This is a genomic window from Marinobacter sp. R17 (assembly GCF_003789045.1).
GTDB classification, from domain to species: Bacteria; Pseudomonadota; Gammaproteobacteria; order Pseudomonadales; family Oleiphilaceae; genus Marinobacter_A; species Marinobacter_A mangrovi.
This window is the reverse complement of record NZ_RHGZ01000002.1, coordinates 26154-43740: the sequence shown is the minus strand read 5'-3', so window position 1 is coordinate 43740 and position 17587 is coordinate 26154. Positions and strand designations below refer to the sequence as shown.

At 61.9% G+C, this 17587-nt stretch carries 14 protein-coding genes and 1 riboswitch; of the genes, 10 read left to right on the top strand and 4 right to left on the bottom strand.

The window, feature by feature from the left end:
* Window positions 1-211: 211 nt before the first annotated feature.
* Both EB809_RS02160 and EB809_RS02155 read left to right on the top strand, forming a co-directional pair.
* The gene (locus EB809_RS02160) at window positions 212-1183 is read left to right on the top strand and encodes a response regulator (protein WP_123633119.1); all 972 of its coding nucleotides are present in this window, start codon (window positions 212-214) and stop codon (window positions 1181-1183) included.
* Window positions 1184-1559: 376 nt separating this feature from the next.
* Complete coding sequence (locus EB809_RS02155) at window positions 1560-2612, top strand: AraC family transcriptional regulator (RefSeq protein ID WP_223807776.1); 1053 nt, start codon at window positions 1560-1562, stop codon at window positions 2610-2612.
* On the opposite strand, the gene EB809_RS02150 is transcribed toward EB809_RS02155, so the two are convergent.
* On the bottom strand, window positions 2609-3751 hold the full coding sequence (locus tag EB809_RS02150; protein ID WP_123633115.1) for a CaiB/BaiF CoA transferase family protein: 1143 nt from the start codon (window positions 3749-3751) through the stop codon (window positions 2609-2611). The two genes, EB809_RS02155 and EB809_RS02150, sit on opposite strands and share 4 nt — an antisense overlap.
* Window positions 3752-3938: 187 nt before the next feature.
* On the opposite strand from EB809_RS02150, the gene EB809_RS02145 reads away from it, so the two are divergent.
* Window positions 3939-4955 (top strand): AraC family transcriptional regulator, encoded by a 1017-nt coding sequence (locus tag EB809_RS02145; RefSeq protein ID WP_123633114.1) that lies wholly within the window; start codon window positions 3939-3941, stop codon window positions 4953-4955.
* 23 nt (window positions 4956-4978) lie between these two features.
* Here EB809_RS02145 and EB809_RS02140 read toward each other — a convergent pair whose 3' ends face one another.
* Both EB809_RS02140 and EB809_RS02135 read right to left on the bottom strand, forming a co-directional pair.
* Window positions 4979-5812 (bottom strand): hypothetical protein, encoded by an 834-nt coding sequence (locus EB809_RS02140; RefSeq protein ID WP_123633112.1) that lies wholly within the window; start codon window positions 5810-5812, stop codon window positions 4979-4981.
* Between the two features lie 409 nt (window positions 5813-6221).
* On the bottom strand, window positions 6222-7478 hold the full coding sequence (locus tag EB809_RS02135; protein WP_123633371.1) for a DNA recombination protein RmuC: 1257 nt from the start codon (window positions 7476-7478) through the stop codon (window positions 6222-6224).
* A 709-nt stretch (window positions 7479-8187) separates the two neighbouring features.
* Between EB809_RS02135 and EB809_RS02130 the strand changes: the two genes are divergently transcribed.
* From EB809_RS02130 to EB809_RS02115, 4 genes are all read left to right on the top strand, one after another.
* Window positions 8188-8538: a hypothetical protein gene (locus EB809_RS02130; RefSeq protein ID WP_123633111.1), complete on the top strand. Its 351-nt coding sequence runs from the start codon at window positions 8188-8190 to the stop codon at window positions 8536-8538.
* A 158-nt stretch (window positions 8539-8696) separates the two neighbouring features.
* Complete coding sequence (locus tag EB809_RS02125) at window positions 8697-9506, top strand: ATP-dependent zinc protease (RefSeq protein WP_123633109.1); 810 nt, start codon at window positions 8697-8699, stop codon at window positions 9504-9506.
* Window positions 9503-11014 (top strand): inactive transglutaminase family protein, encoded by a 1512-nt coding sequence (locus EB809_RS02120; RefSeq protein WP_123633107.1) that lies wholly within the window; start codon window positions 9503-9505, stop codon window positions 11012-11014. The genes EB809_RS02125 and EB809_RS02120 overlap by 4 nt, the downstream gene beginning before the upstream one ends.
* Window positions 11014-12012, top strand: coding sequence for an alpha-L-glutamate ligase-like protein (locus EB809_RS02115; RefSeq protein WP_123633105.1), 999 nt, complete (start codon window positions 11014-11016; stop codon window positions 12010-12012). The genes EB809_RS02120 and EB809_RS02115 overlap by 1 nt, the downstream gene beginning before the upstream one ends.
* A gap of 92 nt (window positions 12013-12104) precedes the next feature.
* Here the strand turns inward: EB809_RS02115 and EB809_RS02110 are convergent, their stop codons facing one another.
* Complete coding sequence (locus tag EB809_RS02110; RefSeq protein WP_123633103.1) at window positions 12105-13691, bottom strand: BCCT family transporter; 1587 nt, start codon at window positions 13689-13691, stop codon at window positions 12105-12107.
* 390 nt (window positions 13692-14081) lie between these two features.
* Window positions 14082-14183, top strand: a riboswitch (TPP riboswitch).
* A gap of 52 nt (window positions 14184-14235) precedes the next feature.
* Here EB809_RS02110 and thiB point away from each other — a divergent pair.
* From thiB to EB809_RS02095, 3 genes are read left to right on the top strand one after another with little or no spacing between them, the layout of a single operon-like run.
* Window positions 14236-15231, top strand: a complete 996-nt coding sequence (gene thiB / locus EB809_RS02105; protein ID WP_123633101.1) for a thiamine ABC transporter substrate binding subunit — start codon at window positions 14236-14238, stop codon at window positions 15229-15231.
* Window positions 15207-16868, top strand: a complete 1662-nt coding sequence (gene thiP, locus EB809_RS02100) for a thiamine/thiamine pyrophosphate ABC transporter permease (protein ID WP_223807775.1) — start codon at window positions 15207-15209, stop codon at window positions 16866-16868. The genes thiB and thiP overlap by 25 nt, the downstream gene beginning before the upstream one ends.
* A complete protein-coding gene (locus EB809_RS02095) occupies window positions 16861-17481 on the top strand; it encodes an ATP-binding cassette domain-containing protein (RefSeq protein WP_123633099.1) in 621 nt (206 codons plus the stop codon). Before thiP ends, EB809_RS02095 begins: the two co-directional genes overlap by 8 nt.
* Window positions 17482-17587 lie beyond the last annotated feature (106 nt).

Here is a 17587-nt window from a genome sequence, read left to right as displayed (position 1 = left end):
TGCGGAAACGATCACGCAATGAAAGGCCATTGCGGGACGGGTCCGCAGGTTTGCAAATTGGGCCGAGGAAGCCCGGCAAATTCAGGCTATAATGGCCGCGATTCGAGTTTGAACAGCCCGGAGGCGCGATGCCGTCCCGCTGCTGGACGCAAGAATAACAAGTTGGCTCTAGAGCCGCACCCTGGATCGGACCTGAGAGTAGTATATCAGCATGCCTAACCTGGACCTCCCCGTACTGGTCGTCGATGATGCCAAATTCAGCAGCATGGTGGTCGCCCGGACACTGCGCAAAGCCGGCTACCGCGATGTCCGCATCGCCAACAACGCTTCGGACGCATTGCAGCTCATGGAGCAGAGACCGGTCAGCGTCCTGATTGCAGACTGGCTGATGCCGGAAATGGACGGGCTCGAACTCACCGCACGGGTGCGACAGATCGACGAGCAGGAAAACCACTACACCTATGTGATGCTGCTGACCGCCCGCGAGAGCGTCGAGGCGCTGGCGGAAGCCTTCGACCATGACGTCGACGATTTCATCTACAAGTCCGACATGAGCAAGCAACTGCTGCCACGGATTTTTGCCGCCGACCGGATGGCCGATCGCCAGAACACCCTGCTCCGGGCCAACGCCCTGCTGATCGAGAACAACCGCGAGCTGGAGTCCCGCAATATCATCGACCTGGAAACCGGCCTGTGCAATAACCTGTATGCGCGGCAACGGTTGGAGCGCAGTATCCGTCATGCCGAGTCCCGCGGCGGGGCGTCCGCCTACGTGCTGGTGGGCATCCGCAACTGGCAGAGCCTCAAGCGCCAGCATTCGCCCGGCATCATGAGCGAACTGGCCCTGGGCATCGGCCGGCGCCTCAGCCACCTGATCCGCCCGATGGATACCTTGTGCCGGGTGGGCGATAACCAGTACGCCCTGATCGCGCACTTCGAGAATCCCGAACACTGCACCACCAGCGCTTTCCGCCGGATCTACGACGGCATCAACCACAAAGCGCTGAAAACCACCGCCGGCTATATTTCCGTCGAGGCCGGCATGGTGCTGTGCCGCACCGACATGCAGGACGGCACGCCGAGCATCGAAGAAGTCGAAAAGGCCGCCATCCAGGGCCTGGTGGACGCCTACGAAACCCGACTGTTCACCGAAACATCGCCGGTTCTGCTGGAAGAAGCCTGATCGATTGCCGGTCGGCGCCTGACCCAACAATTCGTTACACTGCGACACAGATCACGAACAGACAGGCGAACGGGTCACGCTTATAGTTTGAATCGTGGATGTAAGCAGTATCCCCCCACGGCGGAGGAGTGAGCAGTCCTCCAAGTGAGCAGTCTGGAGAGTCAGATGTCCCTCCGCCGGTAAATGGGGTCAACATCCTCACGGATTAACGAATTTTTCAGGCACTTTCGTTCTTTCCTTATTTTTCAGGCGGGTCGGGTTTTCCGATCCGCCTTTTTATTTGCCCACCGTTTACCGTTTTCACTCCGCAAGACATTCCGGCCATTGAACTGATCCGCTCTCCCCGCTATTAATGCGGTTATACCCATAACAACCAATGAGCATGACCGACACACCGCCACTGGGCACCGCATCGATAGCCGCCCTGCGTCAGTACGTGCGAGCTGCCGGGCACAAAGGCATCGACACGACGCCGCTGCTGACCCGGGCCGGCCTCGACCTGTCATCGGGCCACTCGGACGACGAACGCATCGACGGCGAGCGCTTCCAACGGTTTATCCGACTGCTGGTCGAAGCGACCGACAATCCCATCCTGGGCCTGGAAACCGGGGACTTCGTGCAGCCCGGCTCCTACACGGTGCTGGGCTACATCACCATGAGCTGCGCCACGCTGGGTGAAGCCATCCAGTACATCATTCCCTACGAAAAGCTTGTGGGCGATATGGGCCTCACCCGTTTCCTGCTGGACGGCGACCGCATGCACCTGATCTGGCAGTGCGCCTACAACGATCCGTGGGTACGCCCGCAGATGATCGACAACGTGATTGCCTCCTGGATCCAATACGCCCGGTGGCTGAGCGATGACGCCGATACGTCCCCGGAAGCGGTACACCTGGAACGACGCTCTCCGGGTGCGGCGCTGGAATCAGCCTATCGGGAGCGGTGGGGCTGCCCGGTGGTGTTCGAGGCGGCGGATAATCGTGTCATCGCTTCCCGCACGTTGCTGGAACGGCCGTTACGCCAACCGGATCCCGGTCTGCGCCGCACGCTGGAAGCCCATGCCCGTAGCCAGATGGCCGCCATCACTGCCGATACCGCCCTCCTCACCCGGGTTCGGGAGGCCATCCGCCAGCAACTCCTGCAGGGCGTCAGCCGGCAGGACATTGTGGCCGGACAATTGCACATGACCGCTCGCACCCTTCAGCGGAAACTGAGTCAGGAAGGCAGCAGCTACCAGTCGTTGCTGGATGAAGTGCGCCAGTCCCTGGCGGAAGATTTCCTGTGCCATACGCGGATGGCGATTCCCGACATCGCCCTGCGGCTGGGTTTCAGTGAGCCGGCCTCCTTTCATCGCCGTTTCAAACGAAACACTGGCGTCACACCCGGCGACTACCGGACCACTCACAGCCACACCCCGGCGACCGATTAACCTTTCTTTGAAAGGCGCTCCAGAACCGGGGCCGTATCCGCTCCCAGCGTGCGCCCGGTGAAACGGGCCTCGCAAGGCGTCCGACTGAACTTGATCGGGTGGCCGATCTGACGTTGCGTGCCGCCCTGTTCCCGGGGCACGTCGATCACCATCGCCCGGGCTTCCAGCTGCGGGTGCGCTGCGGCTTCCGCCAGGGTCAGTACGGGCTCCACGCAGGCATCCTGTTCCGCAAAAACCGCCTCCCAATCGGCCAGCGGTCGCTCGGCGATGGCGCTCTTCAGCGCCTGCTTCAATTCCCGCTGATGTTCTGGGTTCTGACTCAACCCCAGGCTTTTCATATCGGCCAGGCCCAGGACATCGCACAGCCGGGCCATGAATTGTGGCTCCAGGCTGCCCACGGACAACCAGCGACCGTCCGCCGTCTCGTAGTAGTCGTAGAAACTGCCACCGTTGAGCAGCGACTGCTCCGGCCCGGGCCGTTCGCCGCCGGCCAGGTGGGCAGCGCCGGCCATGCCGTTCATCGCAAAGGCGGCATCGGTCATGCTGACATCGACAAACTGCCCTTCTCCGGTCTGCTGGCGATGGACCACCGCCGCCAGGATGCCCATCACCGCGTGATGGGAGCCACCGGCCACGTCCGCCACCTGGATGCCCAACGGCGGCGGACCGCTCTCTTTGCGACCGCAGTGACTGCTGACGCCAGCGAGGGACAGGTAGTTGATATCGTGGCCCGCCCGCTGCCGGTAAGGGCCGGTCTGACCGTAGCCGGTGATCGCGCAATAGATCAGCCCCGGATTGATGGCGCACAGCGTGTCGTAGTCGATCCCCAGCCGTTGCATCACCCCGGGGCGGAATTGCTCGATGACGATGTCGTACTCGGCCACGAGTCGCTTCACCGTCTCGATACTGTCCGGCTGTTTGAGATCCAGCGCCAGCGAGGCCTTGCCCCGGTTCAGGTAGGTGTGTGCCGTGCCCACGCCGTCCACATGGGGCGGCATCAATCGGGTCAGATCCATCCGGTCCGGCGCCTCCACACGCAGGACCTCCGCACCCATGTCAGCCATCAGCATGGTGGCGTAAGGGCCGGGTAAGAGCGTGGTGAAGTCCAGGATCCGAAGCCCATCGAGCGGTCCGGCCATAGTTGCGTCTCCCTGTGTGATTCCGCGCCCCAGATTGCCGGCCCATGGCATCGCCGCCAACGGCGAGTTCCGCCAATCTGATTGGCCGTATCTACCATACCCCGACCGCACCCTGTCCCCCAATGATGTTGCAAACCCGGAGGACCTTCTTATGATGGGCGAATCCTTACAGCATACAGGTCAACGGATGGCGAATCTGACGGTTTCCGGACACTTCGTCCTGGCCGCACTCAGCGGTGCCGAGTATCAGCAACAGGATTCCAGCGCCATGCTGCGGCGGGCCGGCATCTCGCCGGAGCTGATCCGCACGCCCGGAGCCCGCGTCAGCAGCGCCCAGTTCACCCGGCTGATGCAGGTGATCTGGGAGGCCATGCAGGACGAGTTCATGGGGATGGGACCACGCCGCTGTCGTCCCGGCACCTTCGCCACCATGTGTACGTTGATCCTCGAGCATTCGACCCTGGAGAGCGGTCTGGAACGGGCAGAACACTTTTCCCACCTGTTCGACAGTACCGTCTGCATGGGACTGGAACGGGCCAGTGACCGGGCGTCGCTGGTGCTCCACCTGGACCCACCCGTCCACGACCCGCACTATTTTCTGCGCGAGAGCATCCTGGTGATCTGGCATCGTCTGTTCAGTTGGCTGATTGGCCAGGCCATCACCCTGAAGGAAGCACGCTTTGATTACCCCGCCCCACGCCATGCCGACGAATACCGGCACATCTTCCACTGCCCGCTGGCCTTTGACGCCGACCGGACAGAACTGATTTTCGACGCCCGCTTCCTGACCGCACCGATCATCCGCGACCGCCCGGAGATGCGACGCTTCCTGAAAACCTCGCCGGCGGACCTGCTGGCACGCCCCGACGAGGGCAACAGCTACACCGGACGCATCCGCGCGTTGATCGGCCGGGATTTCTCCCAGGCCCTGCCGGATTTCGAGTGGATTGCATCAGAACTGCACGTCAGCCCGCAAACCCTGCGCCGACGGCTCAAGCAGGAAAATACGTCGTTCCAGGAAATCAAGGATCTGCTGCGGCGGGATCTGGCGATCTATCACCTGGGCCGGGGCGAGCGCTCCATCAACGAGATCGCCCATCTCGTGGGATTCACCGAGCCGTCCACCTTTCATCGGGCGTTCAAGAAATGGACCGGGATGACGCCCGGCGCCTGGCGAGAGGAGGAAGTCGGTGCCGAGTCGTAACCAACCGGCACCGCCATCCTATCCTATGATGGGGACTGGAGGCGCCGGATCAGATCGCCGAGGGTGCGGGCCAGAGCCTGAGTGGTATCCGCCTGGCCGCCCAGCTTGAGCCAGCGCGAGCCATCCCGCGGATCGTAGATCCAGCAGGTGCGGCCATCATCCGGGCAGTCCCACTTGAGCAGCGGATTAATGCCGTAGACCGGCAGGCGCGAAGAGACCACTTCCGAGCGACCGTCATCCAACTTGCGGGTTTCCTGGACCTGGAGGGCACCGGTATCGCTGGACACCTGATACACCACATCGGGTGTCTGATTGGCGTTGATCACCCGGCCATTGCCCGCGCGCCAGGCGTTCTGGGAGAGCAGGCTGTTGGCGTGGCGTTCCAGCGCTTCGCGGGGCGTGCTGGCCAGATACAGTTTCTGCAACTGCTCGACGGAATTGCCGTCGGCCGGCTCAATCTTGGCCACCGGCTCGCCCTGGGACTGGGCGGCACTGGCCACATCCCCTTCCTCTTTACGGGCCTGCTCCACCGACGTGATCAGCTCCAGGGCCTCGGTGTAATGCTCGCCTTTTTCACCCGCCTGTGTGACGTAGGCCTCCAGCGCCGCCATGGCTTCGTTGTAGTGCCCGGCCTCGTACATGACCCGGCCCCGATAGAAGGCATAATCGTCCGGCTTTTTGGTGTCCAGCGCCTGCAGGCGATTCAGGTATTCACCGGCCTGCCCCCACTGCTGGTTCTCGACCGCCTTCTCGACCGCCAGCATCAGCCGGCGCGTTTCGTGCTCTGGAGGCAGGGCCCAGGCGAGTTGGGTGAACAGCATGCTACCGACAACAACACCCATCCATCTGCTTTTCATTCCTGAATTCTCCGCAGGGAACATCACTGTTTTCAGTGCGTTGGGCCAACGCCGATTCCACCGGGTTGGCGCAGAACGCATGGCAAATTCGTCCCTAAAGTGTCTGCCATTACCCCGGATGATTCAAGGAGATGCCGCGACAAGCTGTGAAAACCCACTCAGCGGGACCGGGTCTGTGGATCAGTCAACAACGATGGTATCGCCGCTCTGATCCCCATCGTCATCACCGCCACCGGCCATCGCGGCCCGGGACAGGGTTAAGGCCAGTGAGTTTTGCCAAGGATATGTGTTCAACACGCAGGGCTCCCGAAGATGCGGATCTTGGATGTCGTGTTGATCATTCTAGGCCACGATGGCGTGGCGTCACTGTGACCTGAATTCCATTCATCGGGAGCCGTTTCGACGAATTTCAGTCGTTTTCGTCGTCCGTCTCGTCGTCCTCGTCATGACCGACGCCTGCCTGCTCGCGGATCGACTTGGGCAATTCCTTTTTCACCCGCACGCCCAGTTCGACGAACCGGTTGGCCTGCGAGATCAGGTTGCCCTTGCCGCGGGTCAGCGTGTTCATGGCGCCGTCATAGGTGCCCTGCGCGGTCTGCAGCTGGCTACCCAGCTTTTCCATGGATTCCACGAAGACCCGCAACTTGTCGTAGACCGCTCCGGCCCGGTCGGCGATCTGCCGTGCATTCTGACTCTGGCGCTCGTACCGCCAGATGTTCTCGATGGTGCGCAGGGTCGCCAGAAGGGTGGTCGGCGTGACCACGATAATCTTGCGCTCGAACGCTTCGGCAAACAGGTTCTCATCCTGTTGGAAGGCCGCCACGAAGGCCGGTTCGATCGGCATGAACAGCAGCACGAAGTCCGGCGAATGCAATCCGTTGAGCTGGCTGTAGTCCTTCTCGCTGAGACTGCGGATGTGCTGGCGCACCGCCTCGACGTGGGCCTTGAGGGCACTCTCGCGGGCGTCGTCGTCTTCGGCGGTGACCCATTCCTGGTAGGCCAGCAAGGACACCTTGGAATCCACGATCAGGTTGCGCTTGTCCGGCAGGTGGACCACCACGTCCGGGCGCAGCAACTGACCCTCGGCATCCCGGTACGAGCCCTGGGTTTCGTACTCGACGCCCTTGCGCAGGCCGGATTTCTCCAGCACCCGCTCGAGGATCAGTTCCCCCCAGTTCCCCTGGATTTTCTTGTCGCCCTTGAGCGCCCGGGTCAGGTTCGCCGCTTCCTCGGTGATCTGCTTGTTCAGCTTCTGCAGGGCGTCGATTTCGCTGCGCAACGCCTGACGGTCCCGGGTTTCGGTGGTATAGACATCCTCCACCCGCTTGCGGAAGTCCTGCAGTTGTTCGCGGAACGGGTTCAACAGCGAATCGAGATTGGTGCGGGTCTGCTGCGAAAAACGCTCGCTCTTCTGCTCGAAAATGCGGTTGGCCAGGTTCTCGAACTCCTGTTTCAGCGCATCGCGATTGCGCTCCAACAGTTGCAGCTTTTCGCCGGTAGTGCGGCGCTCCTCTTCCAGCGTCACCTCGTATTCGCGCAGCGACACCCGGGCGTCGGACAGGGAGCGGTTAACCGCCTCGTAACGGTCATTCAGCTCGGACAGATCCTGCTCCAGCTTGCGCTCGCGCTTCTGGGAACCGTCCCGCTCCGCCACTAACGTGGCCATCCGGTTATCCAGCTCCGTGGCCTTGTCACGCCAGCTTTCCCGGGCGGCCTCAAGATCTCGTTGATGGCGGTGCTGCTCCGTCGCCTGCTCCCGCAACTGGTCGCGTTCCTGCTCCAGGAGCGCCCGGTCCCGGCTGACGTGGTAAGCCTGCTCTTCGGCCGCTTCGGCGCGGGTGGTCATGGCATCCAGGCGGGACTGGGCCTCCTCGCGCACCTGTCGCAGGCGACGCTGATAGAACAGCACCAGTGCAAAAGCGGTAACCAGCGCCACACCAAGAGCGACGGTAACAAGCACCGGAAGCATTTCCCGGGGAATAGTAAGCGGCACATTCAACTCCTGTCTCTGGAAAGTGACCGTCGCGACTCACTCTGCAAGCCCGGACGTTGACGGGTAAGGCATTATCCAGAAAACCGACCGCCCGGGCCAAGGAACTTACCCGGACCCACTTCGACTAAAGGCGAAGTGACACCCTCGCAGCAGGTTGATATCCGTACACATTGGGTGATCCTGCACGCAGCCGATATGACACACAAGTCTCAAAATTCCGGAGACATGTAATAAGAGCGCATCCAGAGATGGAAGCCGCTCGTAATCTGAGCTACAACAGTCGGTATAACGATAATTAAAAAGTGCTCAAGGGCGGCCTGTCATCGCCGCACTGCCAGCGCTGCGGGGTTCACCCCGGACAAGGGATTTTCGAGACACAGCCATGTTAAAAGCACTCTGGCGCAGAACGACCGGACAGGCATGCGCCCCGGAGGACGGTGAGAGCAACACCGGGTTCAGCCTTACTGAACACCTGACCCACACCGGCCAATATCACCTCGAACGCCTGCATACGCTGGTGGAGCTGCGCTATGACCAGCGGTTCGACGATGCATCCGACAGCACCATTCGCAGCCTGATTCACTACGCGTCCCGCATCCAGGATCAGGACATCCAGCGCGAGCTGCTCCTGCTGTACCTGAATTGCCCGCCGTCGGTCCAGGCCTACCTGCGCTCCGACGACATCCTCGACGCCGATCACTACATCCGGACCCAGCACCCGCCGACCGAGTGAACGCCCCGCTGGCAGGCCCGTAACGCCAACCGGATCACAGGCCCGCAGGGGTTACAGATCGGTAAATCGGCGTAATGTCGTAATAATGTATACTTCGCCCTTCATTTTCGGACAATCCCGATCAGTCACACACGGTTTATTGCGGACAGAGGTTTGTCATGCCTATGCGCGCGCTTCGCACGCTTTCACGATGGGTTCTGGTCCCGGCTCTCGGGACACTCCTGGCCGGATGCTCCGGCTCGGCCCTGGTCAAACGGGACGATCTGAGCACACTCAAGCAGGCTGAGACCGTCCAGTCCGGCGAACTCCGGCAACTGAGCGAAGACCTCAAGGCCCACCATCGCGGCATGGTGCGCAACAACAACGAAAATACCCGGGCCCTGATCGAAACCATCCGCGAACAGATCAAGCCCCCCAGCTGCCCCAAGCGACCGCAGCCCGTTTGCTCTTCGGTCAGCAGTGGTGAGACCGCATCCTCCTCGCACTTCCAGGACATGCTGGTGGTCGGGGAACTGGAAAAAGTGCATTTCCTGGAGCCCGGCTTCACCTATGAAGCACGGGTCGACACCGGCGCCGAGACCTCGTCGCTGGACGCCCGCAACGTGACCTATTTCGAACGCAATGGCGAGGATTGGGTCCGCTTCGACGTACCGGTGCCGGGCACCAAGAACGAACTGAAAACACTGGAGCGCCCGCTCTCCCGCAATGCCCGTATCATTCAGGCCTCGGCCGACGACAGTGAGCGCCGGGCCGTGGTCGAACTGCAATTCGCCATCGGCGATCACGTACAAAAAGCCGAATTCACGCTGTCCAATCGGGAAGCCCTGTCCAATACGGTCCTGATCGGCCGCAACATCCTGCGTGACATCATGCTGGTGGATGTCGGCAAGGATTTCGCCACCCAATTGCCCGCCAAGTTCACATCGAAGGCCGGGAAAAACCAGTCCGCCAAGGAAGCGCCGCAGTGAAGTCCCGTTACCCGTTTTACATCGCCATTGCCCTGCTGATCTTTACCGGCGTGGGCATTGCCACCCTGCGTCATTTCGAACTCGGCATTCCCTGGCTGTCCGGTGAGGAACGGCCGGTCTGGCTGGTGGAAGCGCGGGTGGATTTCCGAGCCAGTGGCGATCCCGTACTGGTCAGCCTGAACCTGCCGGACGATCCGCCCGGCTTCCACGTGCTGTCGGAGCAGGCGGCGTCACCGGGATACGGCTTTTCGATCGTCGATGATCAGGGCGATCGCCGGGGCGAATGGTCGATCCGTGAAGCCAACGGTCCGCAAACGCTGTACTACAAAGCCCAGTTCATTCCCGACCCGGACGCCCAACCCAGGCCACCGGAACAGCCGCCCGAGCCCGACACCGTCTACTGGGAAGAACCCCAGGCGACCGCCGCCCACGAAGTGTTGGCGCTGGCTGCCGCCAAATCCAGTACGCCGGAAAGCATGACCCGGGAACTGATCAAACTGATTCGCTCCACCGATCCGGACCAGAACACCGCCCTCCTGCTGGCAAGCCACGACGATGTGGATGTGTTGGTCAAACTGCTCAATTATGCCGATATTCCGGCCCGGGTCTCCGAGGGCGTCAAGCTGGAAGATGCCCGCAGGCGCCAGCCACTGCGGCCTTTCCTGGAGATCTACGACGGCGATCACTGGCTGACGTTCAACCCGCAGACGGGCGAACAGGGCCTGCCCGACAACGTCCTGCTGTGGAGCCGGAATACCCAGTCCCTGCTTGACGTGATGGGCGGCAGCCAGTCCGTGGTGAGCTTTGCCATGCTGCGCCAGACGGTGCCGGCGTTGCAACTGGCCCGGGCCGAGTCGATGGAGAACGGGCTGGGCTTCCTGAGCCTCTATCAGCTTCCCATCGAGGAACAGAGCATGTTCCGCATGCTGTTACTGCTGCCTTTGGGGGCGATGGTGGTCGCTTTCATGCGGGTGATCGTGGGCATTCGTACGTCCGGCACCTTCATGCCAGTGCTGATTGCGGTGGCCTTCCTGCAAACCTCGCTCGGCCCGGGACTGGTCACGTTCATCACGGTGGTGGCGCTGGGGCTGCTGCTGCGGGGCTACCTGTCGAACCTCAACCTGTTACTGGTGTCGCGGATTGCAACGCTGATCATCCTCGTCATCTTCATGTGTACCGCGATCAGCATCGTGGGTTACCAGATGGGCTTTAACACCGGCATGACGGTGACGTTCTTCCCCATGGTCATCCTGGCCTGGACCATCGAGCGGATGTCCATCCTGTGGGAAGAGGAAGGCCCGCATGAGGTCTTTGTGCAGGGCGGCGGCAGCCTGCTGGTGGCGATACTGGCCTATCTGGTGATGAGCCTGCCGATTGCCGGCCACCTGACCTTCAACTTCCCGGAACTGCACCTGATCATCCTGGCGGTGATCCTGCTAATGGGTCAGTACACCGGCTACAAGCTCAGCGAACTGCGTCGGTTCCATCCCATGCAGGAGTATGACTGATGCGATGGATCTCGCCGGCCGCCCTCACCCGCCGCGGCATGCTCAATATGAACCGGCGCAATGTGGATTACATTGCCCGTTACAACGACCGCAGCGCCTACCCGCTGGTGGACAACAAGCTGAAAACCAAGCTGGTGGCCGAGGAATACGATGTGGCTACCCCGGCCCTGCGCCAGGTGGTTTCCCAACAGCACCAGATCTCCCATTTCCGGGAACGGGTGGCGGACCTGAACGGCTTCGCCATCAAACCGGCCAAGGGCTCCGGTGGCAAGGGCATCCTCGTCATTACCCGGCGCGAGGACGACAGCTTTATCAAGGCCTCCGGTGCGGCGGTGTCCCTGCGACACCTGGAGCGCCACCTGTCCAACATCCTGGCCGGCCTGTACTCATTGGGCGGTTCGCCCGATGTGGCGATCGTCGAGGATCTGATCCAGTGCAGCAGCGCCCTCACCGACTACTCGTTCCAGGGCGTGCCCGACATCCGCATTATCGTTTTCCGCGGTTATCCGGTGATGGCCATGCTGCGCCTGGCTACCCGGGCTTCTGACGGCAAGGCCAACCTGCACCAGGGCGCCATCGGTGTGGGCATCGACATCGCCACCGGCCGGAGTCTGAACGCCGTGCAATTCAACCGCCCGGTCAAGACCCACCCGGACACCGGCCTGGCGCTGGAGCACATCCATATCGAAGACTGGCATACGATGCTGGTGATGGCATCGCGCTGCTACGAGGCTACGGGCCTCGGCTATATGGGTGCGGATCTGGTGCTCGACCAGAACAGTGGCCCGACTCTACTGGAGTTGAACGCCCGGCCCGGCCTGGCCATCCAGATGGCCAATGGCAAGGGCCTGCTGCCACGCCTGAAGTACATCGAAAGCCTCAAGCGCACCCACCTCACTCCAGAAGCCCGGGTGGAATACGCCATGTCCATTTTCAGCCACTCCGGCAACCTGTCCGCTCCACTCCAGACAAGTTATCAGAAGCCGGTCTACGCCTGAGTCTTTAGCCGATCCCGCATACCTGCCCCGTTGTTTCGGGCATAAAAAAACCCGCCTCGTTCGAGGCGGGTTTTTCGGATCAGGCCGGGAGTTTATTTCATGCCGGCGTTGATCAGTGCACGCTCGTTGTTCAGACCTTTGTAGAGGCCATAGCACATGACGAGCAGTACGAAGGTGAACGGCAGGCCCACACTGACCGCGCCGGCTTGCAGGGACTTCAGCGCGTCAGAACCGCCGCCGAAGACCAGTGCCGCTGCAATCGCACCTTCCATGACCGCCCAGAAAACACGCTGCTGGGTCGGTGCGTCCAGCTTGCCGCCGGCGGTGATGCTGTCGATGACCAGCGAGCCTGAGTCAGACGAGGTCACGAAGAAGACCATGACCAGGATGATGCCCAGGAACGACGTGATGGTGGTCAGCGGGATGTTGGCCAGCATCTGGAACATCGCCAGAGAGACATCGGTCAGACCGTCGGTTGCCAGTGAGCCGACGCCCGCCTGGATCTGCTCCAGGGCCGAACCGCCAAATGCGCTCATCCAGACAATGGTGATTATGGTCGGGATAATCAGTACGGCGGTCACGAACTGGCGCACGGTACGACCTTTGGACACCCGGGCGATGAACATGCCGACGAACGGTGACCAGGAAATCCACCAGGCCCAGTAGAAGACGGTCCAGCCGTGGAACCAGGTCTCGTCTTCACGACCGAAGGGGTTACTCAGCGGCAGGATATTACCGACGTAAGCGGACGTGGTGGTCCAGAACGCTTCGAACACACCCAGGGTGTGACCGGCGAAGATCACGAACAGCAGCAGTGCCGCCGCCAGCCCCATATTGATATTACTGAGCAGCTTGACGCCGCCATCCAGACCACGAATCACCGAGATCAACGCCACGCAGGTGATGCCGAAGATGATGGCGATCTGGGTGCTGATGCCGCTGTCGATACCGAACAGGTAGTGGAGACCGGAGGCTGCCTGTTGCGCGCCCAGACCCAGGGATGTGGCCAGACCGAAGATGGTCGCCAGCACCGCGAGGATGTCGATGACGTCACCGATCCAGCCCCAGACGCGATCACCAAAGATCGGGAAGAAAGCCGAACGCAGGGTCAGCGGCATGCCCTTGTTGAAGGCGAAGAAGGACAGGGACAGCGCAACAATGGCGTAGATTGCCCAGGGATGCAGACCCCAGTGGTACATGGTCGCCCCCATGGCGAGGCTCGCACCTTCCGGCGTATTCGGGGCCACATTGAGCGGCGTGCCGTACCAGTCGGTGTAATAGGCGACCGGCTCGGCAACACCCCAGAACATCAGACCAATACCCATGCCAGCAGCGAACAGCATCGCGAACCAGGACATGGTGGAGAATTCCGGAACCGCGTCGGTACCGCCAATGCGGATATTGCCGACCGGCAGCACGATGAGTGCCAGGCAGAAAATCACGAAGATGTTGCCGCTGATCAGGAACAGCCAGTCAAAATGATTGATGGCCCCGGCCTTGGCACCACTGAGCAGCGAATTCGAGACATCCGGGAAAATCAGGGTTCCCACCACGAAAAAGATGATCAATGCTGCCGTAACGAAAAACACCGTCTTGTGCAGGTCAAGCCCCAGTGGGGTGATGTTATCCTGACCCGCCTGATAGTCGGTGGAGTACTCGTCTTTAAGGACTTCGCTCACGTCAAGTCTCCTCGAACGGATTGTTGGGTCCATTTCGGACTCAAGATTACAGACCGTTAAGTCTATTCATTTGAGCTCGAAATATCAAAAGCGATTTCCGGATGGAACCCACTTTTCTAACCGTAGCCCAGATATTGCGGCTCTTCCCGGAAATTTTTTTTCGGCGCCTTTAAACAACAGGCTACCGGCATATAGAGATCGTAATCGTTGCCCGTCACCCACACTGTTTCCAGGTCGCTCCGGGCCACGAACAGCGGCATTTCAGCCACCCCGAACGGCGATTGGCCGCCCTTTATTTACTTACAGGTCTAAGGACTGAGAAAAAACGATTCTGCACATCTATCGTGCCAAGGGGCGCTGCCCAGACCCCGGTAAGTCTGTTAAAATAGGGTTTTCTCAACGGGGTGCCTGCGACCGTATCGACAGGCTGAGATCAGACCCGCGGAACCTGCTCCGGATCATGCCGGCGAAGGGATTGAGTGAAGACTCTGCCTGCGGTCTGTGGTCCCCCGGAATGCCTACACGACGACGGGAATCGACCACAATGGCACGCCTTTTCCTCCTGATTCTGTTCACGCTTTCCGCCAGTCTGGCCTGGGCTGGCCCAACGCTGACGGTCTACACCTACCCGTCCTTCGTCTCAGAGTGGGGCCCGGGACCAGCCGTCAAGCAGGCATTCGAAGCGCAGTGCAACTGCACCCTCAATTTCGTGGCACTGGACAGCAGCGTGGCCATCCTTCACCGGTTGCGCCTGGAAGGTGAATCCAGCCCGGCCGACGTGGTATTGGGGCTGGACGCCAGCATCATGGCCGACGCCCGCAAAACCGGCCTGCTGGCCCCACACGACATCGACACGTCGTCGCTCAACCTGCCTATTGAATGGCAGGACGACACCTTCGTGCCTTACGACTGGGGTTATTTCGCGTTTGTTTACGACACCCAGCAGCTTTCGGATCCCCCCACCAGTCTGGACGGGCTGATCAACACCCCGGACGATCTGAAAATCATCATCGAGGACCCGCGCACCAGCACACCCGGGCTGGGCCTCCTGCTGTGGATGCGCAAGGTCTACGGTGATCAGGCCCCGGCTAAATGGCAGGCGCTGCAAAAGCACATCCTGACCGTCACCAAAGGCTGGAGCGATGCTTACTTCTCGCTGTTCATGAACGGCGAAGCGCCCATGGTGCTGTCTTACAGCACCTCCCCGGCCTATCACATGGCAGTGGACAAGACCGATCGCTATCAGGCCGCTGCCTTCGATGAAGGCCACTACCTGCAAGTGGAGGTGGCAGCCCGCCTGCGGAATAGCCCTCATCCCGAATTGGCCCGGCAGTTCCTGGCGTTCATGCTGACCCCCGCTTTCCAGCGGGAAATTCCCCTGAAGAACGTGATGTATCCGGCGACGGACCTGGGCGACGAGCTGCCCGATGTGTTCAATCGGCTGATCGAACCCGCCCGAACCCTGTATTTCGATCCGCAAACCGTCGCCGACCATCGCAAGGCCTGGATTGACGAGTGGCTCAACGCGACCGCACAGTGACGCCCCCATTCAGCCATCCGCGCTGGCGAGCCTGGCCCGGCCGGGCGGTGGCACTGCTGCTGGTCGGCATCGTGGCGGCCGGTTTTTCCGGCCTGCTGGCGGAGTGGCAATGGCAGGCCGTCAGCGATCTCTGGCAAAGCGCCTACCTGCGTCAGGTGATCTGGTTCAGCGTGTACCAGGCCACCCTGTCTACCGGACTCAGCCTGCTGCTGGCCATTCCGGTGGCCCGGGCGCTGCACCGCCATCCGCGGTTCGCCGGTCGCGCCCTGCTGCTGCGGCTGACGGAGCTCAGTCTTGTGTTGCCCACCATCGTCGCGGCGTTTGCCCTGGTGGCGGTGTACGGCCGCTCCGGCTGGCTCAATACGGCGCTGGGCTGGCTGGGCCTGCCTTTCCGTTGGAACCTCTACGGGCTGCAGGGCATCCTGCTTGCCCACGTCTTTTTCAACGCGCCACTGGCCGCCCGCATCCTGCTGCAGGGACTCGAGCGCATCCCCGCCAACCAGTGGCGGATGGCGGCTCAACTGGGCCTGACCAGCGGCCCGCTGTGGCGCAACCTGGAGTGGCCGGCCCTGCGCCGGGTCCTGCCGGGACTGGCGGTATTCATTTTCATCCTCTGTTTCACCAGCTTTGCGATCGTGATGACACTGGGTGGCGGCCCACGGGCCACCACGATCGAAGTCGCCATCTATCAATCACTGCGCTATGAATTCGACTTTGCCCGCGCCGCCCTGCTGGCGATGGTGCAGTTGCTGATTTGTGGCGCTCTCTGGCTGGTGGCCTCCCGGCAGGGATCGACCCGCAGCCTGGTTCCCGGAAGCCATGAACAGTCCGGCACACGGCGCCGGGACGCCCGCCCCCGGGATCGCATCCTGCTGCAGCTGTTCCTGGCTTTCCTGGCCCTGCCGTTGCTGGCGGTCGTGGTCCGCGGGCTGCCCGGACTGCTGGGTGAAGCTGGTCAGGGCCAACTTTGGTGGAGCCTGGCCCGGAGCCTGAGCGTGGCCACGATCGCCGCGTTCCTGTCCTGCACCTGCGGTTTGGCCATCCTGGCCGCCAGCCAGTCGGCGCGCCAGAGCGGACGCCGCCTGATGGCCCGCCTGCTGGAATCCAGCGGCCACCTGACGCTGCTGGTGCCGGCCCTGGTGCTGGGCACCGGCCTGTTTATCCTGTTGCGCCCCCAATTGGGCCAGACCCACCAGGGCCTGGCGCTGGTGGCGATGATCAACGCACTGATGGCCCTCCCCTTCGTGCTGCAGGTGTTGCGCGGCCCGTTTGCCACATTGCCGCCAAACAGCCTGCGGGTCGCCGACCAGTTGAACCTGCGCGGCAGCTATCGACTGCGGTTTCTCCTGTTGCCGCTACTCCGGCGCCCCCTGCTGCTGGCCGCAGCCTACGCCGCCGGCCTGTCGCTGGGCGACTTCAGCGTCATCGCGCTGTTCGGCAGTCCGTCCGCACCCACGCTGCCGCTGCTGCTGTTCCAGCAACTGTCGGCCTATCGGATCGAAGCAGCGTCCGGTACCGCGTTCGTGATGCTGATCCTGCTGTTCGTCGTCTTCTACATTCTCAATCACTGGGGAGATCGTCGCCGACACCTGCGGGCGTCGAACCGTCTCACCACCGGAGCGCGTGTCCATGCTTGAGTTCCAGGATCTGAGTTTCCGTTATCCGGACACCGACTGGCCGCTGACCTTCAGTGGCAATGTGGCGCCGGGACAGTGCCTGGCCGTGACCGGTCCCAGCGGGTGCGGCAAGAGCACCCTGCTCAACCTGATCGCCGGCTTCCTGAGCGCCGAATCCGGCAGCCTGCGCTGGCAGGCGCAGGACATCCAGTCCCTGCCGCCCTGGGACCGACCGGTCACCTCCGTGTTCCAGGAAGACAACCTGTTCGATCACCTGAGCGTGCACGACAATCTCGGCCTGGGCATTCATCCGGGTCTGAAATTGTCCCGGGAGGACAAGGCCGCCATCGACGCCATGCTGGACAAGGTCGGTCTGGACGGGCTGGCACGCCGCGTCCCTACGGAACTCTCGGGCGGCCAGCGCCAGCGCGTGGCCGTAGCACGGGCACTGCTGCGCAGGACACCCCTGCTGTTGCTGGACGAACCCTTCACCGGACTGGATCCGGACACCCGCCAGACCCTGCGTCAACTCATCCGCGACCAGCGCGACCAGGGCACCGCCATCGTGCTGGTCAGTCATGACGAAAGCGATGTCGAGAGCCTGGCCGACCGCCATCTGCGCCTGACAGCCTGACCCCGCTGTGCTGCAATAGAAGGCATCACAAGTCATCCGCCCGGGGGCATGCGGCTCGACCTGTCGGCGCTGCTGCCCCTATCATGCCTCTTTTGCTGTCAAACGG